This window comes from Flavisphingomonas formosensis, assembly GCF_009755815.1.
GTDB classification, from domain to species: Bacteria; Pseudomonadota; Alphaproteobacteria; order Sphingomonadales; family Sphingomonadaceae; genus Flavisphingomonas; species Flavisphingomonas formosensis.
Window position 1 is genome coordinate 91,301 of sequence record NZ_WRPK01000009.1, and the last position, 21,749, is coordinate 113,049.

The window sequence follows — 21,749 nt, forward strand, 5'->3', positions numbered from 1 at the left end:
GAAGAGGATATGACCGAAGCGGAAGAGCAGGCGCTGCGCGATTTGCTCGACAAGGAGGCGATCCGCGAGGCCTCGCTGCGCTACACCCGTGGAATAGACCGGCATGACGACGCGCTGATGGCACAGGCCTATCATCCCGACGCGACCGATGACCACGGTGCCTATGTCGGCGATCCGGCCGGGTTCATCGCCCACGCCAAGGGCACCCATTCGCGCAATTGGGCGGCGCATCACCATTATATCATGAACCAGTCGATCGACCTCGACGGCGACACCGCGCATGTCGAGACCTATTTCCTGGCGACCTTGCGGCGCAAGAGCGGGCCGGTCGACATGGTCGGCGGCCGCTATATCGACCGGTTCGAAAAGCGCGACGGGCGTTGGGCGGTGGCGGATCGCGCCTGCCTGGTCGAGTGGAACGGAGCGCTCGACGCGACCGAGACGACGATGGACCCCGACCTGTTCCTGCGAGGCACGTGGGACACGCAGGACATCTCCTACATGCGGCCGCTCAGGCTCGACCGCCCGCATCGCGATCTCGCCTTCTGATGCGCGCGCGAGTTCGGACAGGCGGCCGCGTGGCGCTGGCCTGCGCACTGGCCTTGGCGATCGCGGCGGGCGCACGCTCGGGCGTCCCGGCGATGAGCGCCGCCGCGCGCCTCGGCGACGACAGCGGGGGCGATGACTGGGCTGGTTTCGGCCGCACCTATGGCGAGCAGCATTACAGCCCGCTCGCCGAAATCAACCGCGACACGGTGGGCAAGCTCGGTCTAGCCTGGTCGCTCGATCTGCCCGAGAATAATCCGATCGCCGCGCCCGTCGCGATCGGCGGCATACTCTATGTCGCGAGCGGCTATACCAAGGTCAGCGCGATCGATCCGGTGCAGGGGCGGGTGCTCTGGTCCTATGACGCGCATGTCGCCGATCAGCCGGCGGCGAAGATCAAGATGCGCAACGGCTGGGGCATACGCGGCCTCGCCTGGTGGGATGGGCGGCTGTTCGTGGGCACGCAGGACGGTCGGCTCGTTGCGCTCGATGCGGCCAGCGGGCGCGAGATGTGGAGCGCGATGACGGTGGGCGCGGACGACGTCCGCTTCATCAGCGGCCCGCCGCGCGTGTTCGACGGCAAGGTGATCATCGGTCATGGTGGGGCGGACATCGGCGCGACGCGCGGCTATGTCACCGCCTATGATACGGCGACGGGCAAGCAGCTCTGGCGCTTCTACACCGTGCCCGGCAACCCTGCGGATGGGTTCGAGGACGAGACGCAGCGGCGCATCGCGAAGACCTGGACGGGCGAATGGTGGAAGTTCGGTGGCGGCGGCACGGCATGGAACGCCTTCGCCTATGATCCGGAAACCGACATCGTCTTCGTCGGCACCGGCAATGGCGGCCCGTGGAACCAGAAGATCCGCAGCCCCGGCGGCGGCGACAACCTCTTCCTCTGCTCGATCGTCGCGCTCGATGCCAAGACAGGGCGCTACAAATGGCATTATCAGGTCAATCCCGGCGAGACCTGGGACTATAATGCCGCGATGGACATACAGTTCGCGGACCTCGTCATCGACGGCAAGCCGCGCAAGGTGTTGATGCAGGCGCCGAAGAACGGCTTTTTCTATGTGATCGACCGGATCACCGGCAAGCTGATCTCGGCCGAGCCCTTCGCCAAGGTGACATGGGCGAGCCGGATCGATCCCGTTACCGGCCGGCCTGTGGAAACGCCGGGCGCGCGCTATCCCAATGGATCGACCTTCGAGATGTGGCCGAGCCCGGAGGGTGCACACAACTGGCTGCCGATGGCGTTCAGCCCTGAGACGCGGCTGGTCTACATCCCGACGCTGGAGATGGGCGCCACCTATTCGGATGCGGGGATCGACCTCAAAAACTGGCATTGGGTGCCGGGCGGGATCAACGACAATGGCGTGAAGGTCGCGATCACGCCTGATCGCATCGGCCAGAGCGCCCTGCTCGCCTGGGATCCGGTGCGCCAGCGCGCGGCGTGGCGGGTGCCGACCGCCGGGCTGTGGAGCGGCGGCGCGATGGCGACCGCGGGTGGCCTGGTGTTCCAGGGCCAGGTCGACGGCAAGTTTCTGGCTTATGACGCGCGCGACGGGCGGCGGCTATGGTCCTTCGCTGCCGGCGCCGCGGTGCAGGCGCCGCCGATCAGCTATCGGGCGGGCGGGCAGCAATATATCACGGTGCTGAGCGGCACCGGATCGAGCGGGGCGATGTTCGGCGGGCCTGCCGCAAAATTCGGCTGGGAGGCGCGCAGCCAGCCGCGGCGCATCCTGACCTTCCGGCTCGGCGGCACGGCGACGGTGCCCGCCGCACCGCAGCCCTATCGGCCCGTGGCGAACGCGGATCCGGACTATCGGCCTGATCCGCAGCAGACGGCTGCCGGCATGATCGTCTATCATCAGCAATGCCACATCTGCCACGGGGTGGGCGCGGTCGCTGCCGGCATCGCACCGGACCTGCGCGCGTCCCTGGTGCCGCAATCGGCAGAGGCGTTCGATGCCATCGTCCGCCAGGGTGGGTTGATGGAGCGCGGCATGCCGAGCTTCGGCCAGCTCAGCGAGGCACAGGTCATGGCGATCCGGCAATATCTGCGGAGCCGCGCCCGCGACTTGGCGGAGGGACGGCCGTGATGGCGCCGCTCGCCTTCTTTCAAGCCTCCTGGGTGGTGCGGGACATGGACGCCGCGATCCGCCGCTGGCAGAGCGTGAGCGGGGTCGGCCCTTTTTTCGTCAATCCCAATCCGGTGGTACGCGAGGGGCGCTATCGCGGTCAGCCTTCCGCGCCGAGCTATACGATCGCGCTCGCCCAATCGGGGCCGATCCAGATCGAGCTGATCGCGCAGCACGACGATCTGCCCTCGGTCTATCGCGACATCGGCGATCCCGGTCCGGCGGGTGCCTTCCATCACATGGCCTATTTCACAGACGATGCCGAGGGCGAGTTTGCGCGCTATGCGGCAATGGGCGCGCCCTTGCTGTTCGACGGCTGGTTCGGCGACATGCGGCTCGGCTATGTCGATACGCGTGCCGATCTCGGCTTCATGGTCGAGGTGCTGGCGCATGATCCGGTGGTCGAACGCGTGTTCGCGCGGATCGCGGAGGCGGCGATCGGCTGGGACGGAAGTGATCCGGTACGGCCGTTTCCAGATTAAGATAGTAGCTCTTCTTTCCGTCATCCTGATGAAAGTCAGGATCAAGTCCGGAATGACGAAGAAGAAACACACAGCCTGACATGTCGCATTGCAGTGACGGGCGCGGCGGTCGACGTGGCTTGGGTTAGAAACTCCCACGCAAGGCATAAGCAGTGGAGTGCCGGAATGACGATGGCGGAGCGCGCAATCCAGCCGCAGGGTGAACGCAGGTCGGCGGCAGGGCTGTTCACGCCGTTCAGGCTCAAGGGACTGACGCTTGCAAACCGGGTGGTTATGGCGCCGATGGGGCGCTGCTTCGCCGATCATGGCGTGCTGGCGCCCGGCTACGCCGACTATTATCGGCGACGCGTCGAGGGTGGCGCCGCGCTGATCCTCGGCGAGGCGACGAGCATCTCCACCTCGGGCAGTTCGAACCCGACCAGCCCGGCTTTCTATGGCGAGGCCGCGATCGAGGCGTGGCGCGAGCCGGTCGCTGCGGTGCACCGCGCCGGCGGTTTCTTCATGCCGCAAATCTGGCATGCCGGCCTCGCCCGCTCGCCTGGATGCGAGCCTTATCCGCAGGTGCCGTCGATCGGCCCATCCGACTGGTACATCCCCAACACCGACGAGAAGCTGTGTCCTCGTCCGGGCCGTCGATACGGCGCGCCGATGACCGAGGCCGAGATCGAGGCAGTCGTTCGCCACTATGGCGATGCGGCCGAGGCGGCGCAGCGGATCGGCTGCGACGGCGTCGAGATTCATGGCGCGCACGGCTATCTGATCGACCAGTTCTTCTGGCCGACGATGAACCAGCGCACCGATCGCTATAACGGCACGATGCGCGATCGCGCGCGCTTCGCCGCTGAGGTGGTGGCGGAGGTTCGCCGGCGCACGAGGCCGGACTTTCCGATCCTGTTCCGCTTCTCGCAGTGGAAACTGCAGGATTATGACGCAAAAACGGTCGAGACGCCGGACGATCTTGCCCAGCTCGTCGAGACGCTGGCGGATGCCGGGGCGGACCTGTTCCACGTCTCGGTCCGCCGCTTCTGGGAGCCCGCTTTCGAGGGGAGCGACCTCACTTTGTGCGGCTGGACGCGCAAGCTCTCCGGCCTGCCGACTATGACGGTGGGATCGATCACGTTAGATCAGCCGTTCGGTGTCGGCACCGACGATTATCAGGCGCATTTCCTCAAGGCGCAGGAACGCAAGCTCGATTATTCGAGCGTCGAGGGCATCGACCGGCTGATTGAGCTGTTCGATCGCGGCGAGTTCGACCTCGTTGCCGTTGGTCGCGCGATGATCGCAAATCCCGACTGGGCGACATTGGTGCGCGAGGATCGGCTGGACGAGCTCAAGCCCTATAGCCGGGACCTGCTCACCACTCTCGATTGAACCATCACGACAAGGGAGAGCCCGAAATGGCGGACAAGCTGCACGACGAGATCGCCTGGGTCTCGGACAGCACGGGTTTCGGCCGGGCGAAGCCGATCGACGACTATTATCACGGCAAGATGGGCGTCACGGGATCGACGCTGACCGAGACCTGGTGCTGGGGATTCCAGCATCCGAAAACCAACACCCACTGCTTCATCTATATCTACATGCATCCCAATGTCGGCTCGGTGACCGGCGGGCTCTGGGTGCATCGCGGCACGCGGTCGCACGCGATGTTCGCCGATTTTCACGACATGCACAGCAACATGTCCGACGACATATTCGACCAGGATCGCAATATTCGGCTCGCCAACGGCCTGCGCGTCGAATTCCTCGATCCGATGAAGCAGCAGCGCATCACCTATCGCCACGAGGGGCGCCGCTTCGCGATCGATCTGACCTTCACCGCGTTCATGGATGCGGCGATGCGGTCCAATAACAAGCATTTCGAACAGGGCATGCACGTCACCGGCACGTGCGAGCTCGACGGGGAGATGATGCGGATCGACTGCCTCTACAATCGCGATCGCAGCTGGGGTGAGCTGCGGCCGGAGATGACCTTGTCGGTGCCGCCCTACACCTGGATGAACGGACTGTTCTCCAAGGACTTCGTGTTCAACATCGGTGCGCATGACGATCCGGCGCTCGATCCCGAATGGATGGGCAAGCTCGAGGTGGCGGCGGACAAGATCGTCAAGGACGCCTGGATCTGGCGCGACGGCAAGCTCCTGAAGCTGCCCAAAGTCTCCAAGATCACCAAGCGTGACGCCAACCTCTTTCCCGTCCGCAGCATCATCCATGCCGAGGACGAGGAAGGCCGCGCCTTCGAGTTCGTCGGCGAGGTGACCGCGACCGTGCCGTGGAGTCCATGGCATAATTGCCATTGCCATATCGGGCTGGCGCGCTGGACCTCGCCGCAGGTCGACGGGATTGGCTGGGGCGAGACGCAGGAGGTGCAGTGGAACGACTATCTACGCCTGTGCGGGCCGGCGCCGCGTTGAGGAAGGGCGATGCAGTATCGCCTGCTCGGCCGTAGCGGCCTCGTCGTATCGCGCCTCGCCTTCGGCGCGATGACATTCACCGCGGGTAACCGCATCAATCCGGCGCTCTATCGTACCGAGGCGGGGGAGGCGGACCGGCTGGTCGGCATGGCGCTCGATGCCGGCGTCACATTCTTCGACACCGCGGACGTCTATGCCGGCGGGGAATCGGAGGCGATGCTGGGCCGGGCGCTCGGCGCGCGGCGCAAGGATGTGGTGCTGGCGACCAAGGTAGGCGGCCGGACGGGGGAAGGGCTGAACGAGGCCGGCCTATCGCGCGGGCGAATCATGGCGGCGGTGGATGCGAGCTTGGCGCGGCTCGGCACCGACTGGATCGACGTCTATATCGTCCACCGCTTCGATCCGCTGACGCCGATCGAGGAGACGCTGCGCGCGCTCGACGATATCGTGCGCGCGGGAAAGGTGCGCTATCTCGGCTTCTCCAACTGGCCGGCCTGGGGCGCGGCGGCGGCGATGGAGCTTGCCCGTGCCCACGGGCTCGCTCCGTTCACCCACGGCCAGATGTATTATTCGCTCGCTGGCCGCGACATCGAGCACGACTATCTGGACATGGCGGCGCGCTACGGTCTCGGCCTCTCCGTCTGGAGCCCGCTCTCCGGCGGGTTGCTGACCGGCAAATATCGGGGCGGCGACGGGGACGGCCGGCTCGCGACGTTCGACATGATGCCGATCGACCGCAGCCGGATCGATGCGCTGCTCGATACGATTATAGCAATCGCCGGCGATCGCGCAGCATCGCCAGCGCAGGTCGCGCTAGGTTGGTTGCTTTCTCGGCCGGCGGTGACGAGCATCATCCTGGGGGCGTCGAAGGCGGTGCAGCTGGCCGACACGCTTGGTGCTGTCGATCTCGCGCTGGAGGCCGAAGAACTGGCGCGGCTGGATGCGGTGTCGGCGACCGAGGCGCCTTATCCAGGGTGGTTCCTGCAGCGTTACGGCGATACCGTGTTGGCGGCGGCTTTGGCGAATCTTCCGTCATCCTGACGAAGTCAGGATCCATTGGCCGTAGCATATCGTCTTATCGGCAATGCTGCGGCCAATCGATGCCGGCTCAAGTCCGGGATGACGAAGAAGAAAACGCCTCCTGCCTTACAATCTTGTTGAAGGCTCTCACCCCTCCGGCCGCGCTCCGTCGAAGAACACGTCGGTGAGCAGCAGGCTGTCGAGATATTCGTGCGATTCCGCGATCTGTCCGTCCCGAAACCGCAGCAGGAAATGATAGCGGTTGCGATAGGGCTTGCCTGAGACATGCACGGCGTCCGAATGCGCGATCACGGATACGCGGTCTTCCTCGGCCGTCGTCTCGTCGATGATGATCCGGAGCCCGGTCTCGGGGAAGAGCTGCGGCAGCATTGCGATCATCGCGCGGATCGCGTCGCGGCCGCGCGTCTCGGGCGGGAGCATCGTCCGGCTCTGAACGAGGATGGCGCCACCCTCGGCGAACATCGCGGCGACTCCATCGGCATCGCCCTGCGCAATGCGCTCGAGATATTCGCGGGCGAGCGCGCGGTTGGTTTCGATCGTGGACATGGCTTTCCTTCGATCCCGGATCAGGCAGCGGCGACGAGGGCCGGCCAAACGGTCTTTTCGGGCGGCTCGGCGAGAATCTGAGCCATCATATCCATCATCCCGGTCTCGGTTCGCCAGGCGATATAGGCGTCGTAGGCCGCCTCGCTGTCCCACGTCTCGATGAACAGCACCCGCGTTTCGTCGCGCACGATGCGGATGCTGCCGAAGCCGGGGCGCGTCGCCGTCTCCTTGATCGCTTCGGGCAGGCTCGCGCAGAAAGCGTCGACCGCCCCCGGCTTGAGCGTGAGGCCCAGCGTCACCGTCACCTTATCCGTCATCCTTCCCTCCGTTGCGCGTCGCCTCAGGCGAACAGCTTCTCGAAACCGCCGTCGATCCCGGCCTCGTGCGCCAGCTTGTCGCCATCATAGCTGATCGCCTTCTCCGGCGTGAACTCGAACACCACCCGGCCCGCTATGTCGAGATCGGCCGCGATCGCGGCGATTCGCGCTTCGTCCGTGCCCTTGTGCATGCGCCGGGCGAAGGCGTCGAAGAACCAGCCCTTCACCAAGGGTGCGTCATGGGCATGGACTCTGGTCCTGCCCTTGTAGCTGATCGCCTTGCCGGTCTTCATGTCGGTGCCTGCACTGGAGATGCAGAGGCAAGAGCGCGGATCGCGGCGGATTGCGGCGACGCGTGCGCGGCTTTCCATCAGGCACAGCCAGAAGCGGCCCTCATGCAGCAGATAGCACATCACGACACCGACCGGCTCGCCGGCCCTGGTCGTCCACATGAAGACGCATTCATTCTGCTTGGCGAAAAGCTCGGCCTCGCGCGCCGCGTCGAGTGCGAAGCCGCGTATGTCCACCGAGAAGCCTTCATTGGCATCTGCCATCCGCGCCTCCGTCGTTCGGCCGATATCGTCGTGCCAATGCTGCTAGGCCGGAAGCCGGGAACCGGCAACGGCGGCCCGACAGCGGGAGCGCAACGCGCCTTGACTGCTTCTGCACTTGGTCACGGTGGATAAGGTGGCGGTGTGAAGTACATGGTAGTGCGGGTTGCGATCGAACCGGACGAAAGCCCTTTTCCCTCAGGGGAGCCGTTGCGAATTGGCCGAGTGCTCTCGAAATGCGTCATCCCAGCGAAAACTGGGATCACTCTCAAGCCTGAGCCGAGTGCCGTTTGAAAGCGATGCCAGCTTCCGCTGGTATGACGCGGATCCACGTAACGGTCCCTAAAAGCGAGGGATGAAGAAAGAACACAGGAAAGAGAGTGATGATGGCGACGCAACATGTCTCCTTCTGCCGGATCTGCTCGGGCGGGTGCGGCACGCTGCTGACGGTGGAGGAGGATGGGCGCATCTCCTCCGTGCGCGGCGATCCGGACAATGGGATGACGCGCGGCTATGCCTGTTTCAAGGGGCTGCAGGCGGAGGCGGCGCATCACGGCCCCGCCCGGCGGCTCCATCCGCTGAAGCGTAGGGCGGACGGCAGCTATCAGCGCATCGGGCTGGAGCAGGCACTGGACGAGATTGCCGAGCGGATCGGCGCGATCCTCGCCGAGGATGGCGGCGACGCGCTCGCCGTCTTCTGCGGCAATGGCGGGATGTTCAATGCGCTCGCTTATGGCATCCATCCCGATTTCCTGCGCGCCATGGGATCGCGCAACTATTTCTCGACACTGACCATCGATCAGTCGAGCAAGGCAGTCGCGCAGGGGCGTCTCGGCAGCTGGAAGGCAGGGTTGCCCGATTTCCAGACCTCCGACGTTTCGCTGTTCTTCGGGGCGAACCCGCTCGTCTCGCATGGCTCCGTCGGCTTCCTCGCGGTCGATCCGGTCAAGCGGCTGCGCGAGGCGCGGGCCAATGGGCTCAAGCTGATCGTGGTCGACCCGCGCAGGACGGAGACGGCGCGCAACGCCGATCTCTTTCTCCAGCCCTATCCTGGGCAGGATGTCGGTATCGCCGCGGCGTTGATCCGGTTGATCCTGGTCGAAGGTTGGCACGATCGCGACTTCTGCGCGCGCTATGTCGGCGCCGAGGGGCTGGGGCGGTTGGCCGAGGCGGTCGCGCCGTTCACGCCGGAGGCGGTGGAAACGCGCGCGGGGTTGGCGCCGGGCCAGATCCGCCAGGTAGCGGAGATGTTTGCGCGCGATGCCCGGAGCGGCGCGGCACACAGTGCGACGGGCGTATGCATGGCGCCGGATTCGGTGCTCGCGCATCAGCTGATCGAGACGCTCAACGTCATCTGCGGCCGCTATCTGCGCGCGGGCGAGCGGGTGCATTCGCTCAACCTGATGTGTCCGCCGACCGAGCTGCGCGAAGGCGTGGTGCCGCCGATGCGCTTCTGGGAGGCGGGCGGGCCGAGCCGCATCCGTGGCGCCTACAGCCTGGGCGACGAACGGCCGACCGCGACGCTGACCGACGAGATATTGACGCCCGGCCCGGGCCGGATCCGAGCGCTGATCGTCGATGGCGGCGATCCGGTCACCAGCTTTCCCGACCGCGGCCGAACCCAACGGGCGCTGCACGCGCTCGACCTGCTCGTCGCGATCGATCCCTGGCCGTCGGGCACCAGCGCCTTCGCGCACTATGTGATCCCGCCGCTGATGCAGTATGAGCGAGCGGACATCCCGCTGAAGCTGGGGGACATGCCGCTCTGGCCCGGTGCCTGGCTGCAGTTTACGCCGCCGGTCCTGGCCCCGCCGGATGGCGCGGAGGTGGTGAACGACTGGTATGTCTTCTGGTCGATCGCCAGCCGTCTCGGTCGTACGATCGAGTTCGACGGCTCCGGCCCCCTCGACATGGTGACGCCGCCGACCGATGAGGAAATGATCGATCGCCGGCTCAGCGTCGGCGGCTATTCGCTTGCCGACCTGCGCGCCCATCCGCATGGCCGCGACCATCCGATTGCGCAGGACGTCGTCCTGCCCTGCGCCGAGGGCGATGAGGCGCGGTTCGAGGTGATGGCGGACGACGTCGCCGCCGATCTGCGGCGCTTCTGGGAGGAGGGGGATCGGCCGGGCGCCATAACCCGCGACGGCGAGGCCTTCACCCATCTGCTTTCGACGCGACGGATGCGCGACCTGTTCAACAGCAATGGCCGTCATGTCCCCACGGTTCGCCGCCGCACACCGACCAATCCTGCCTTCCTCAATCCGGAGGATCTTGCCGCACTCGACATCGTGCCCGGCGATCTGGTCGAGATCGTGTCGGCGCATGGGCGGGTGCGCGCCATTGCCGCGGTGGATGCGGATGTGCGCCCCGGCGTCGTCTCCATGGCGCATGGCTGGGGCGGTATGCCGGGCAATCCGGGAGAAGATCCCGCAGTGCATGGCGCGGGCGTCAACGAGCTGATCGACACGGTCGAGCGGGTCGAGCCGGTCAATGCGATGCCGCATATGTCGGCGGTGCCGGTGAATATCCTGCGTGTTGTCGCGCAAAGCGCGGCAGCGGCGTGACGCTTTATCCTCCTATGGGGTTGAAAGGTGGCGTGCAGGAAGATCGCAATCCGCATGCCCCGAGATGACCGCCGCTTTGCCTGACCGGGCAGCGCGGCTTGTCACGCTCCCGGGCAGCGCGACTATGGCGCAAGACGGCACAGCCGCGGGGAGGAGCATGAGATGATCACGACAGAGGGCACGAAGTCGAGGCGCCTGTTGGAGCCCCTGGTAGCGATCCTCCTGTTCATCGCCGGAGCTCTCTATCTCCTGCCCGGCGCCTATCTCCTGATGGTCGGCGGCTCGCCTTATTATGTCGCGGCTGGCGTCGCCCTCATCGCATCGGGCGTGCTCCTGTGGCACGGTTGCGCGCTCGCCTATGGCCTCTATCTGATCCTTTTCGTCGCGACCCTCGTCTGGGCGTTCGCCGAATCGGGACTGGACGGCTGGGCGCTCCTGCCGCGGCTTGATGTGCTGGCCGTCGGCGGCCTCTTCATGCTTGTCGGCTGGTTCCGCCGCGGAACGCCGAAGCCTGTGCAGCGGTCGGTTGCCTCTGGGGCGGTGGCTGCGCTGATCGTCGCGGGGCTCGGCTTCGGCTGGAGCTTGAACGACCGCGCCGCGATCGCGACCCAGGCACAGATCGCGGCGCCTCCGCCCGCGACAGGCGAGGGCGACTGGATCGCGATCGGCCACAGCAACGCCGCCGAGCGCTTCTCGCCGCTGGCGCAGATCACGCCTGCCAATGTCGGAAAGCTCGAGCCGCTGTGGACCGCGCGGATTGGCATGCCGCCCAAGGGCATGGTCGGCGCGCTGGAGGCGACGCCGCTCAAGATCGGCGACACGCTCTACACCTGCGGCATGACCAACGACGTCGTCGCGCTCGATGCCGAAACAGGCGCGATCCGCTGGCATTATGATCCGAAGATGGACCGGGTCGGCGTCGTCATGGCGATGTGCCGCGGTGTCACCTATGTGCCCGCGGCGCAGAATGACGGCTGCGGGCCGCGCATCGTGATGCTCACCCATGATACGCGCATGATCGCGGTGCGCACCACCGACGGGAAACCGTGCGAAAGCTTCGGCGTGAAGGGCGAGGTCGACCTGAAACAGGGCATGGGCCCGGTCCCGCGCGGCTATCTCTATTATACCTCGCCCGCGATCCTCGTCCGTGGCAAGCTGGTGCTTGGCAGCTCGGTGCTCGATGGGCAGATGGCGGACGAGCCGTCGGGCGTGATCCGTGCCTATGACGCGGCGACCGGCGCCTTCGCCTGGGCGTGGGACATGGGCCGGCCGGGGCAGACCGGCATGCCCGGGCCGGGCGAGATGTTCACCCGCGGCACGCCCAATGCATGGCCGCCGCTGACCGCGGACGATGCGCTCGGCGCAGTCTATGTGCCGCTCGGCAATGCCACGCCGGACTATGTCGCGGCGCATCGTTCGCCGATCATGAATCAATATGGCAGCTCGATCGTGGCGCTCGATGCCGACACCGGCGCGCTGCGCTGGTACTTCCAGACGACGCATCGCGACGTGTGGGACTATGACAATGCCTCGCCGCCGACGCTCACCGATTTCCCGACGCGCGAGGGGCTGCGTCAAGCGGTGATCGTGCCGACCAAGCGCGGCGTGTTCTTCGTGCTCGACCGCAGGACCGGCCGTCCGCTGGTCGAGACGGTCGAGCGGCCGGTGCCGCAGGATCCGGTGCCGGGCGAGCAGCTTTCGCCGACCCAGCCCTATCCGGTCGGCATGCCCTCCTTCACTGGCGATCGGCTGACCGAGGCGAAGATGTGGGGCCTCACTCCGTTCGATCAGATGTGGTGCCGAATCCGGTTCCGCGAGTCGCGCTACGACGGCGATTTCACGCCGCTCGGGATCAAGCCGTCGATCGTCTATCCGGGCTATTATGGCGGGTCGGAATGGGGCGGCGTGTCGGTGGATCCGATGCGGCGGATCATGGTGCTGAACGTCATGCACCTGCCGCTACGCAATCGTCTTATCCCACGCCCCGCAGCCGATCCGAAGCTCTATCGCCCGTTCGACGCGGAGCACGCGCCGATGGACATCAAGCATTGGGACCAGAAGGGCACGCGTTACGCTGCGAAGACCGGCGCCTTCGTCTCGCCGCTTAACGTGCCGTGCACCCAGCCGCCCTTCTCCGAAGTGGCCGCCGTCGACCTCATTACGCGGCGGGTGCTGTGGCGCAAGCCGCTCGGCACCGGGCGCGAGAGCGGACCGCTCGGGCTGAAATCGGGCCTGCCCCTCGCAATGGGCGTGCCGGCGGTCGGCGCGTCGATGGTGACGAAGAGCGGGCTGATGTTCATTGCCGCGGCGCAGGATCGTACCTTGCGCGCCTTCGACACGCGCAGCGGAACGCTGCTCTGGGAGGCGCGGTTGCCGGCAGCCGGCCACGCCAACCCGATGACCTATTGGTCGGTGAAGAGCGGGCGGCAGATCGTGCTCGTGCCGGCGAGCGGTCACCCCCAACTGGAGGACGGCGTCGGCGATTATCTCGTCGCCTATGCGCTGCCGCGGGCGAAAGGATGAGAGCGGCGATGGAGACGTTCGATTACATCATCGTCGGCGCGGGGTCGGCAGGGTGCGTGCTCGCCGACCGGCTATCGCGGGATCCTGCCAATCGCGTGCTGCTGTTGGAGGCGGGCGGCGAGGATCGCAGCTATCTGATCGGCGTGCCGAAGGGCTTCAGCAAGCTGGTGCTCGATCCCGCGCATGCCTGGCACTATGCGGTCGGGCAGCCGCGCGGCAACGGCGTCGACGTCAAGGAAAGCTGGGTGCGCGGGCGAGGCCTCGGTGGTTCCTCCTCGATCAACGGCATGATCTATGTGCGCGGCCAGCCGGAGGATTATGAGGAATGGGCGCGGCGGGCCGGCCCCGAATGGAGCTGGGACGCGATGAAACAGGCGTTCCGCGCGATCGAGGATCATGAGCTGGGCGACGATGGCGTGCGCGGCGTCGGCGGGCCGGTCGGCATCAGCGTCGGGCATTTCCGCTATCCGCTGGCCGAGCGGCTGATCGCCGCGGGCGAGCAGATGGGGCTTGCCCGCAAGGACGACCTCAACCGCGAAGATCAGGAGGGCGTCGGCTATTTCAGTCACAATATCAAAGGTGGACGCCGCCAGAGTGCATCGCGCACCTTCCTTAAGGCCGCGCGCGGGCGCCCCAATCTGACCGTCAGGACCGGGGTGATGGTCGATCGCATCGCGTTCGATGCCCGGCGTGCCGCGCGCGTCGCCTGCCGCATCGGCGAGCGCCGGGTGCGTTTCGCGGCAAGCCGCGAGATCGTCGTTTCCGCGAGCGCCCTCCAGAGCCCTAAGCTGCTCCAGCTCTCCGGCATCGGGCCAGGCGCGCTGCTCCGACACCACGGCATCCCCGTGGTCCATGACAGCCCCGATGTTGGCGGGCATCTGCTCGAGCATCTCGGCTTCACCCTGACCCACCGGCTGAAGGGCGGCGAGCGCGGGCTCAACCATCGCTTCCGCGGACTCGGCCTTGCGGGCAGCATCCTGCAATATCTCGCCTTTCATTCGGGGCCGCTCTCCAGCGGTCCGCTGGAGGTGGGCGCCTTCGTGAAGGTCGATCCGGCTGCGACCCGCCCCGACGTCCAGCTCTATCTCGGCGGCGCGACGATGGTGCGTCCTGAGGGCGAGAATGTCGCCAATCCGCTCCCTGTCGTGGAGCGGCAGCCGGGCATGTCGGTCTATGCCCAGATGCTGCGCCTGACGAGCGAGGGTGGGCTCGCGATTGGTGGACCGGATCCGGACGCGCCGCTCGATATTCGCCCCAACTGGTTGACCACCGAGCATGATCGCAGCCTCGCCGTGGCGATGCTCAAATATATACGCGCCTATCTCGCCCGCCCGGCGCTTGCCGACATATTGGGCGAGGAGGTGCTCCCCGGCGCGGACGTCCAGTCCGACGAGGACATACTCGACATGGTTTATCGCAGCGCGACCTGCGGCACCCATGCGGTCGGCACCTGCCGGATGGGCCGAGACGAGAATGCGGTGCTCGACGAGCGGCTACGCGTGCGCGGCGTGGAGGGGCTACGCGTGGTCGACTGCTCGGCGATGCCGGCGCTGGTCTCCGGCAACACCAACGGGCCTGCGATGGCGCTCGGCTGGCGGGCGTCGGACCTGATCCTCGAGGATGCGCGGCTGCGCAATGCCGCCTGAACGCGAATGACGGAGAGACGGCGATGACGGCGCACTATGATCTGATCGTGCGCAACGGCCTCGTCCATGATGGCATGGGCGGCGAGCCGGTACGCGCCGGCGTGGCGGTCAAGGACGGCCGGATCGCGGCGGTGGGCGCGGTCACGGGCGGGGCGGCCGAGGAGATCGATGCCTCTGGTTGCATCGTGACGCCCGGCTTCGTCGACATCCACACCCATTATGACGGCCACGCCACCTGGGCCGAGCGGCTCTACCCCTCGTCCAACCATGGCGTGACGACCGCGGTGATGGGCAATTGTGGGGTCGGCTTCGCGCCTTGCCGGCCGGACGATCGCGACAAGCTGATCGCGTTGATGGAGGGCGTCGAGGATATCCCGGGCATCGTCATGACCGAAGGGCTGCCCTGGAAATGGGAGGATTTCCCTTCCTATCTCGATTTTCTCGCCGGGCGCCGCTTCGACATGGATGTCGCCGCCTATCTGCCGCACGCACCCTTGCGCCTCTATGTGATGGGCGAGCGGGCGATGAGCCGCGAGCCGGCGACGGACGCCGACATCGCCGAGATGGCGCGGTTGGCACGTGAAGCGGTGGAAGCCGGGGCGCTTGGCTTCGCCACTTCGCGCTCGATCAACCACAAGGCAAGCGATGGCCGGCTGACGCCGAGCTATTCTGCGGCCGAGGGCGAGCTGACCGGTATTGCCGGAGGGTTGGCCGCCGCGGGCCAGGGGATCTTCCAGGCGATCTCCGATTTCGACGAGCCCGAGGCGGATTTCGCGATGCTCCGCCGCGTAGCGGAGGGATCGGGGCGGCGGATGACCTTCTCGCTGCTCCAGATGCGCCCCACGCCCGATCGCTGGCGGACCGTGCTCGCGGCGGCCGAGCAGGCGCGCGCCGAGGGGATGGCGGTGACCGCGCAGGTCTGCGGTCGGCCGGTCGGGCTGCTCGCCGGGCTCGAGCTCAGCGTCAACCCGTTCAGCTTCTGCCCCGCCTATCGGGAGATCGCCGACCTGCCGTTCGAGGAGCGGCTTGCGGCGCTGCGCGAGCCCGCGCGACGGGCGGCGATCACTGGCCAATATCCGTGCAGATCCTGGGAGCCGGTCGCCGCCGCGCTGACCGCGCCCGAGTTCATCTTCGAGCTGACCGACCGGCTCGATTACGAGCCCCGGCCCGACGACAGCATGGCGTCCCAGGCCGCGCGGCGCGGCGCGCCGGCGGCCGAGCACATGTTCGACCGGATGGTGTCCGGCGACGGACGGCACATCTTCTACATTCCGGCGGCCAATTTCGTCGGCAACAGCATCGAAGCGGTCGAGACGATGATGCGCAGCGATGTGACGGTGCCGGGCCTCGGCGACGGCGGCGCCCATTGCGGATCGATCTGCGACGCGAGCCTGCCGACCTATAATCTGTTGCGCTGGACGGGGGAGGAGGCCGGCAAGCTGAGCCTCGCCGGCATGATCCGCTCGCTGAGCTGGGATTGTGCGCGCGCGGTCGACCTCAACGATCGCGGCCGGATCGCGGTGGGCCTGCGCGCCGATCTGAACGTGATCGACCTTGATCGCCTGTCGCTCGGCCGGCCGCACATGATCTACGACCTGCCGATAGGCGGCGGCCGCCTGACCCAGGAAGCGCGCGGCTTCGTCGCGACGATCGTCAACGGCGAGGTGACGTATCGCGAGGGGGTGGCGACCGGCCGGCTGCCCGGGCGGCTGGTGCGCGGTACGCGGCCCGTGGCCGCCGCCTGACGGGGCTTGCACCTCGATGCCATATGCCTTGCCGCTCGGCTCCGCGCTCTGGCAACGGCATCCGAAAGGCGGCAGCCTTGCCTTGCTATCGAGAGGCGAATGACGTGCCGGACACTTGGACCATGGCGGGGCTGACCACCATTCCCGATCTCTTCCGCGCAGCCTGCGAGGAGGCGCCTGATCGTGTCTTCGTCGACTTTTCCGGTACCCGCTACAGCTATGCCGAGGCGCGCGACGAGGTGCTGCGTCTTGCCAACGGCCTCGTCGCGCTCGGCGTCGAGCCGGGCGAGCGCGTCTGCGGCATTCTCGACAATGGCCCCGAAGCGGTCTTCGTCTGGTTCGCGGTGAACGAGATCGGCGCAGTCTATGTGCCGATCAACACCGACTATAAGGGCGATTATCTGCGCCATCAGATCGCCGATGCTGGTGCGCGGATCGTCGTTGCCGAGGCCGATTATGTCGAGCGCGTGCGGGCCATCGCGGCCGATCTGCCCGATCTCGGCCTGGTGCTCGCCTGCGGCGGCGGCATCGATGCGGTGGGTGCGCTGGTGGTGCGGCCGCTTGACACGATCCGATCGGCCGCGCCGCTCCCGATCGGGCGGGCGGTGGCGCCGTCCGACCTGGCGATGCTGATCTACACCTCCGGTACCACCGGTCCGTCCAAGGGCTGCATGGTGCCGCACGGCTATGCCTGCAATTTCGCCCGGCAGAATCAGTGGCATACGCGGCTCGCGTCGGGCGACGTGGTGTGGACGCCATGCCCGCTGTTCCACGCCAATGCCGCCTTCGGCACCTTGCTCAACGCGGTGACGGCGCGGGCGACGGCGTCGATCTATCCGCGCTTCTCCGTCTCCAATTTCTGGCCCGAGATCGAGCGCAGCGGCGCTACCCATGTCTCGATGCTCAGCGTTATGCTGAGCCTCATTCCCGGCGCTCCGGACAGCGAGGCCGCGCGGCGCTGCCATGGCCAGATCAAGGTGCTGTACGGTTCGCCGATCGATGCGCAGCTGAAGCGGTTGTGGCGCGAGAGGTTCGGGGTGCAGCACGTCTCCCAGCCGGGCTATGGCATGACCGAATGCTGCATGATCACGCTGGTTTCCTCCTATGAGGAGACGCCGGACCGATCGTCCGGCCGGCGGCATGACGATTTCGAGGTGCGCATCCTCGACGATGCCGGCAATGAATGCCCGCCCGATGTACCCGGCGAGATCGTCGTGCGACCGCGGCGGCCCGGCATCATGTTCCAAGGCTATTGGCGGCGGCCGGAGGCGACCGTCGCCGCCACCCGCGACATGTGGTTCCACACCGGCGATATCGGCAAGTTCGACGCGCAGGACTTCTTCTACTTCGTCGATCGCAAGAAGGATTATCTGCGCCGCGGGGGCGAGAATATCTCCAGCTTCGAGGTCGAGGCCAGCTTCCGCGCGCATGGCGCGCTGGCCGAGGTGGCGGTCCATTCGGTCGCCTCCGAACATGCCGAGGACGAGCTGAAGCTGACCGCGATTCTCAAGGAGGGCGTCACCTTATCCGAGGAGGAGCTGTGCCGCTGGTCGATCGACAGGCTGCCGCATTTCGCCGTGCCGCGCTTCATCGAGTTCCGCTCGGTCTTCCCGACCACGCCGACCGGCAAGATCCAGAAGCATGTGCTGCGCACCGAAGGCGTGACCGCGGCCACGTGGGACCGAGCCGCCGCCGGCATCGTCGTCGCACGCACCCGCCGGACCGCGGGCGGCCAGAGCTGAGCGGCATGACGCGCATCCCCTTCCAGCCGCAGGGGGGATGATCAGGCGCGATATGGCGGATGCGGCTTGAGGCAATCGCGGCGGCCCTCACAGTCACACCGGAGCTGGAAGGCCTGCGCTACTCTCTGTGGAGGACCGCGGCAGAGGATACGCGGCGGCGGGAGCAGGGCCATGGCGGAACCGATCGCCTTTACCAACGCGCAGCTGTTCGACGGCGAGGCGGCTCGCGGAGCCGGCTATACTATCTTGATCGCGGACGGGCGGATCGCCGGTGTCGGCCGCGATCCTGCGCCCTCGCACGCTCGGGCGGTCGATCTCGGTGGTGCGACGCTGATGCCCGGCATGACGGTCGGCCATTGGCATGGCGAATTCCTCGATATCGGACCGCCTCGCTTTGGCGCCGGCCGTGGCGGCATCTTCCTCGGCACCGAGGAGCCTCCCGCGCTGCTCGCGCTCGCGGCGGCGACGTCGCTTCAGATCGCGCTGCGCTCAGGCATCACGCGGATCGTCTCGGGAAGCTGCAGCAACGATCTCGACTGGCAGATGAAGGTCGCGATCGAGCGCGGCATGTTCGACGGGCCGATGCTGGTGCCGTGCAGCCGCCACGTCGTCACCACCGGCGATTATGAGGATCGCGGCCATTGGTGGGCCAACGACGTGCAGATGATGGGCGGCGTGCGCCGCATCGGCGGCAATGTCTTCGCCGATGGGCCCGAGCAGATCGCGAAAGCGGTGCGGCAGGAGATATTGCGCGGCGCCGAGGTGATCAAGATCCTGCCGACCGGCGGACACGGCTTCGACCTGCTGCCCACCTATCGCGGCCTCTCGCACGCCGAGCTCGAGGTGGTGGTGCGGACCGCGCATGAGCGAGGTGCCCGTGTTCGCGCGCATACCAACAGCAGCGCATCGATCCGCGAATGCATTGCGGTCGGTGTCGACATCATCGATCACGCCGACGAGATCGACGAGGATTGCATCGCGGCGATGGTGCAAGCCGGCACGACCTGGATACCGAGCCTGCTGTTCACCAAGCTGGCCAGCTATGGCGGCGCTGGCGAAGCGCGTGCCGGCCACCAGATGGACGCCGCCTGGGACAATGCCCGCATCATGCTGCACAAGGCGGATGCGGCAGGGGTGAACATCGTTCCAGGCGACGATTTTGGCGCGCAGGGCATGGGCCATGCCCCCGGCGTCTATGCGCGCGAATTGCTCGTCTATATTGAGGATATGGGGATTTCCGCGGAGCGCGTGCTGCGCTGGGCGACCCGCAACGGCGCGCGGCTGACCCGGACGGCGGCGACGGAGGGGCTGATCCTCGAGGGAATGGAGGCGAACCTGATCGTGGTCGATGGCGATCCGATCGCGACGCCGGGGATATTGACGGAGCCGGATCGCCATCTGAGGGTCGTGATGCTGGGCGGGCGGATCGTGAGCGGTGGTTTGAGTGAGCGGCCGACACCGCAATTCGCGCCGAATATCTCCCAAGCGGCGGAATAACCTTCTTCATCCTCCCCTGCAGGGAAGGATGAAGTCGTTACCTCACGTCATATTTATCGAGATCCGGCTCGCGCACCCAAGCATAGAATTCGGCCGGCTTCCACGGCATGTTCACCGATGATCGGCCGTGCGAATTGACATAATAGGAGGCCGAACCCTCCTGACCCCACACACAGAGCTTCAGCGCTTGGTCCATGCTATGATTATACTCGTCATGAACGTCATGGCGCACGCTCAGCGAACGATGGCCGTCCTCGATCATGGTCACGATCATGCGCAACGCATAGCGCGACCAGATTTCGAGCCATTTGATCAGTCCGCCCGACCGCGCCTGGCCGTTGGGCCCATAGATCACGAACAGGTTGGGGAAATCGGGCACGCTGATGCCGAGATAGGCGCGCGCGCCGTCCTTCTCCCAGGCCTCTTCGAGCGAAACCCCGCCGCGGCCGCGATACGCGACCGGCCACATATAGCGCTCGGTCTTGAAGCCGGCGCCGAGGACGATCAGGTCGAAGGCGCGGTCGCCATCGTCGCTTTGGATGCCGTCCGCGGTGATCCGTCTGATCGGGCTCGTCACCAGATCGACGTTGGGTCGATTGAGGGCATCGAACCAGCCATTGTCGACCACCGGGCGCTTGGCGAAGGGCGCGAAGTTCGGGATGAGCTTTTCGGACAGGTCGGGGCGATGGCCGACCTTGGACTTGATATACTCGATATTATGCTTGCGCAGCTCGTCATTGCGATGGCTGATCAGGCCGCCCTTGCGCTGCCATTCGGGATCGACATCCTGCAGCCCTTCCGGGTCGCCACCCATGTTGATGCAGAAGGTGAAGTAGCTGTACCAGCCCCAATAATTGGGGAAATTGTCGAACAGCCATTGCACCTCGGCCGAGATCTCAGCGCGGTAGCCATCGATTGCCGAAACCCATTGCGGCGATCTTTGATAGACGGTGAGATGCTCCGCTTTCTCGGCGAGCGCGGGCATGAGCTGTGCGCCGGTCGAGCCGGCGCCGATCAGCGCGACCTTCTTGCCGCTGAAATCATAGCCATGGTCCCATGCGGTGGTGTGGAACATCTTGCCCTGATAGTCCCCGATGCCGGGAATGTCGGGCATGTTGATCGAATTGAAGAGTCCGGCCGCGCTGATCACCGCGTTACAGACCAGCATCTCCTCCTGCCCGTCCGGGCCACGCATGCCGACCCGCCAGGTTGCGCTCTCCTCGTCCCAGTCGGCTGAAGTCACCATGGTGCTCAGACGAATGTTGCGGCGCAGATCGAACCGGGCAGCGACGGTGCGGGCATAGTCGAGCAGTTCGCTCTGGGTAGCGAAATAATGGCGCCAGGGATAGTTCTTCATGAACGAATATTGATAATGATGGCTAGCGATATCGACTCGCGCCTCGGGATAGTCGTTCACCCACCAAGTGCCGCCGACCTCAGGATTGCGCTCGACGATCGTATAGGGAATGCCGAGCCGGTCGAGCTGGATGCCGGTCGACAGACCGGCCAGCCCTGCGCCGATGATCACCACATGGAAGGCCTGCTTCACCTCGGCGGACGGCTCCTTGTGCCAGTCTACGCCGAGCGGGAAGGGATCGTCGATCAGGTCGCCGCGACCGACCTCATAGTTGAAATCGCTGACCGGCTGGCCGATCAGCATGTCCATCATGCCGCGCAGCTCGCCAGCGGACGGCTTAGCGCCGGCGGAGCCGCCCCGGAGAATGAAGTCCGTTGCCATCTCCTGGACGCGGGGGACGTGCCGCTCGACCAACTCGGAGACGAAGAAGGCACCGCCCCAATAGGGCTTGCGCTCCACTTCCATCGCGGCAAGCTCGGGATCGCGGGTCGCCTCGTAGAGGGCGAGGCGCAGCACGTTCGGCACCGCCTGCGCGATCGCCGCGCGCACCTCACTTTCGGTTCGGCCGAAGAAAAGGGTTTCGGCCCGCGCCACCGACTCAGACATATATCCTCCACCTGGACCGGGTCTTCCC

Annotated in this window: 16 protein-coding genes; 12 read left to right on the forward strand and 4 right to left on the reverse strand. The window is 66.2% G+C overall.

Annotated elements, in window-relative coordinates:
- Nucleotides 1-9: 9 nt before the first annotated feature.
- The 6 genes from GQY20_RS22520 to GQY20_RS22545 all read left to right on the forward strand — a co-directional run bounded on the left by GQY20_RS22520 (nucleotide 10) and on the right by GQY20_RS22545 (nucleotide 6,624).
- Entirely contained in the window at nucleotides 10-549 is a 540-nt protein-coding gene (locus tag GQY20_RS22520; RefSeq protein ID WP_157219410.1) for a nuclear transport factor 2 family protein, read from the forward strand.
- Nucleotides 549-2,648, forward strand: coding sequence for a PQQ-dependent dehydrogenase, methanol/ethanol family (locus tag GQY20_RS22525; RefSeq protein WP_198351126.1), 2,100 nt, complete (start codon nucleotides 549-551; stop codon nucleotides 2,646-2,648). The genes GQY20_RS22520 and GQY20_RS22525 overlap by 1 nt, the downstream gene beginning before the upstream one ends.
- Nucleotides 2,648-3,169, forward strand: coding sequence for a VOC family protein (locus GQY20_RS22530; RefSeq protein WP_157219412.1), 522 nt, complete (start codon nucleotides 2,648-2,650; stop codon nucleotides 3,167-3,169). Before GQY20_RS22525 ends, GQY20_RS22530 begins: the two co-directional genes overlap by 1 nt.
- 165 nt (nucleotides 3,170-3,334) lie before the next feature.
- Nucleotides 3,335-4,540, forward strand: coding sequence for an oxidoreductase (locus GQY20_RS22535; RefSeq protein WP_232476199.1), 1,206 nt, complete (start codon nucleotides 3,335-3,337; stop codon nucleotides 4,538-4,540).
- A gap of 26 nt (nucleotides 4,541-4,566) precedes the next feature.
- Nucleotides 4,567-5,583, forward strand: coding sequence for a DUF7064 domain-containing protein (locus tag GQY20_RS22540; RefSeq protein WP_157219413.1), 1,017 nt, complete (start codon nucleotides 4,567-4,569; stop codon nucleotides 5,581-5,583).
- Between the two features lie 9 nt (nucleotides 5,584-5,592).
- Nucleotides 5,593-6,624, forward strand: coding sequence for an aldo/keto reductase (locus GQY20_RS22545; protein ID WP_157219414.1), 1,032 nt, complete (start codon nucleotides 5,593-5,595; stop codon nucleotides 6,622-6,624).
- A 126-nt stretch (nucleotides 6,625-6,750) separates the two neighbouring features.
- On the opposite strand, the gene GQY20_RS22550 is transcribed toward GQY20_RS22545, so the two are convergent.
- Genes GQY20_RS22550 through GQY20_RS22560 form a run of 3 tightly spaced genes read right to left on the reverse strand, consistent with a single transcriptional unit; the run spans nucleotide 6,751 to nucleotide 8,041 of the window.
- Nucleotides 6,751-7,170, reverse strand: a complete 420-nt coding sequence (locus GQY20_RS22550; RefSeq protein WP_157219415.1) for a nuclear transport factor 2 family protein — start codon at nucleotides 7,168-7,170, stop codon at nucleotides 6,751-6,753.
- A 20-nt stretch (nucleotides 7,171-7,190) separates the two neighbouring features.
- The gene (locus tag GQY20_RS22555; RefSeq protein WP_157219416.1) at nucleotides 7,191-7,487 is read right to left on the reverse strand and encodes a putative quinol monooxygenase; all 297 of its coding nucleotides are present in this window, start codon (nucleotides 7,485-7,487) and stop codon (nucleotides 7,191-7,193) included.
- A 23-nt stretch (nucleotides 7,488-7,510) separates the two neighbouring features.
- Complete coding sequence (locus tag GQY20_RS22560; protein ID WP_157219417.1) at nucleotides 7,511-8,041, reverse strand: pyridoxamine 5'-phosphate oxidase family protein; 531 nt, start codon at nucleotides 8,039-8,041, stop codon at nucleotides 7,511-7,513.
- Between the two features lie 383 nt (nucleotides 8,042-8,424).
- Here GQY20_RS22560 and GQY20_RS22565 point away from each other — a divergent pair, with 383 nt between their 5' ends.
- The 6 genes from GQY20_RS22565 to GQY20_RS22590 all read left to right on the forward strand — a co-directional run bounded on the left by GQY20_RS22565 (nucleotide 8,425) and on the right by GQY20_RS22590 (nucleotide 19,758).
- The gene (locus tag GQY20_RS22565) at nucleotides 8,425-10,605 is read left to right on the forward strand and encodes a molybdopterin-containing oxidoreductase family protein (RefSeq protein ID WP_198351127.1); all 2,181 of its coding nucleotides are present in this window, start codon (nucleotides 8,425-8,427) and stop codon (nucleotides 10,603-10,605) included.
- Nucleotides 10,606-10,767: 162 nt separating this feature from the next.
- Complete coding sequence (locus GQY20_RS22570; RefSeq protein WP_157219419.1) at nucleotides 10,768-13,128, forward strand: membrane-bound PQQ-dependent dehydrogenase, glucose/quinate/shikimate family; 2,361 nt, start codon at nucleotides 10,768-10,770, stop codon at nucleotides 13,126-13,128.
- Between the two features lie 8 nt (nucleotides 13,129-13,136).
- Nucleotides 13,137-14,774, forward strand: a complete 1,638-nt coding sequence (locus GQY20_RS22575; RefSeq protein WP_198351128.1) for a GMC family oxidoreductase — start codon at nucleotides 13,137-13,139, stop codon at nucleotides 14,772-14,774.
- A 23-nt stretch (nucleotides 14,775-14,797) separates the two neighbouring features.
- A complete protein-coding gene (locus GQY20_RS22580; protein WP_157219421.1) occupies nucleotides 14,798-16,519 on the forward strand; it encodes an N-acyl-D-amino-acid deacylase family protein in 1,722 nt (573 codons plus the stop codon).
- Between the two features lie 104 nt (nucleotides 16,520-16,623).
- Nucleotides 16,624-18,261, forward strand: a complete 1,638-nt coding sequence (locus tag GQY20_RS22585) for an AMP-binding protein (RefSeq protein ID WP_198351129.1) — start codon at nucleotides 16,624-16,626, stop codon at nucleotides 18,259-18,261.
- A 171-nt stretch (nucleotides 18,262-18,432) separates the two neighbouring features.
- Nucleotides 18,433-19,758, forward strand: a complete 1,326-nt coding sequence (locus GQY20_RS22590; protein WP_157219422.1) for an amidohydrolase family protein — start codon at nucleotides 18,433-18,435, stop codon at nucleotides 19,756-19,758.
- Between the two features lie 37 nt (nucleotides 19,759-19,795).
- On the opposite strand, the gene GQY20_RS22595 is transcribed toward GQY20_RS22590, so the two are convergent.
- Nucleotides 19,796-21,721, reverse strand: a complete 1,926-nt coding sequence (locus GQY20_RS22595) for a flavin-containing monooxygenase (RefSeq protein ID WP_157219423.1) — start codon at nucleotides 21,719-21,721, stop codon at nucleotides 19,796-19,798.
- Between the last annotated feature and the right edge of the window lie 28 nt (nucleotides 21,722-21,749).

What these genes read in the sequence shown, in the direction of transcription:
- GQY20_RS22520 (WP_157219410.1), top strand. Translation starts at nt 10, where the DNA reads ATGACCGAAGCGGAAGAGCAGGCGCTGCGCGATTTGCTCGACAAGGAG.
- GQY20_RS22525 (WP_198351126.1), top strand. Translation starts at nt 549, where the DNA reads ATGCGCGCGCGAGTTCGGACAGGCGGCCGCGTGGCGCTGGCCTGCGCA.
- GQY20_RS22530 (WP_157219412.1), top strand. Translation starts at nt 2,648, where the DNA reads ATGGCGCCGCTCGCCTTCTTTCAAGCCTCCTGGGTGGTGCGGGACATG.
- GQY20_RS22535 (WP_232476199.1), top strand. Translation starts at nt 3,335, where the DNA reads ATGACGATGGCGGAGCGCGCAATCCAGCCGCAGGGTGAACGCAGGTCG.
- GQY20_RS22540 (WP_157219413.1), top strand. Translation starts at nt 4,567, where the DNA reads ATGGCGGACAAGCTGCACGACGAGATCGCCTGGGTCTCGGACAGCACG.
- GQY20_RS22545 (WP_157219414.1), top strand. Translation starts at nt 5,593, where the DNA reads ATGCAGTATCGCCTGCTCGGCCGTAGCGGCCTCGTCGTATCGCGCCTC.
- GQY20_RS22550 (WP_157219415.1), bottom strand. Translation starts at nt 7,170, where the DNA reads ATGTCCACGATCGAAACCAACCGCGCGCTCGCCCGCGAATATCTCGAG.
- GQY20_RS22555 (WP_157219416.1), bottom strand. Translation starts at nt 7,487, where the DNA reads ATGACGGATAAGGTGACGGTGACGCTGGGCCTCACGCTCAAGCCGGGG.
- GQY20_RS22560 (WP_157219417.1), bottom strand. Translation starts at nt 8,041, where the DNA reads ATGGCAGATGCCAATGAAGGCTTCTCGGTGGACATACGCGGCTTCGCA.
- GQY20_RS22565 (WP_198351127.1), top strand. Translation starts at nt 8,425, where the DNA reads ATGGCGACGCAACATGTCTCCTTCTGCCGGATCTGCTCGGGCGGGTGC.
- GQY20_RS22570 (WP_157219419.1), top strand. Translation starts at nt 10,768, where the DNA reads ATGATCACGACAGAGGGCACGAAGTCGAGGCGCCTGTTGGAGCCCCTG.
- GQY20_RS22575 (WP_198351128.1), top strand. Translation starts at nt 13,137, where the DNA reads ATGGAGACGTTCGATTACATCATCGTCGGCGCGGGGTCGGCAGGGTGC.
- GQY20_RS22580 (WP_157219421.1), top strand. Translation starts at nt 14,798, where the DNA reads ATGACGGCGCACTATGATCTGATCGTGCGCAACGGCCTCGTCCATGAT.
- GQY20_RS22590 (WP_157219422.1), top strand. Translation starts at nt 18,433, where the DNA reads ATGGCGGAACCGATCGCCTTTACCAACGCGCAGCTGTTCGACGGCGAG.
- GQY20_RS22595 (WP_157219423.1), bottom strand. Translation starts at nt 21,721, where the DNA reads ATGTCTGAGTCGGTGGCGCGGGCCGAAACCCTTTTCTTCGGCCGAACC.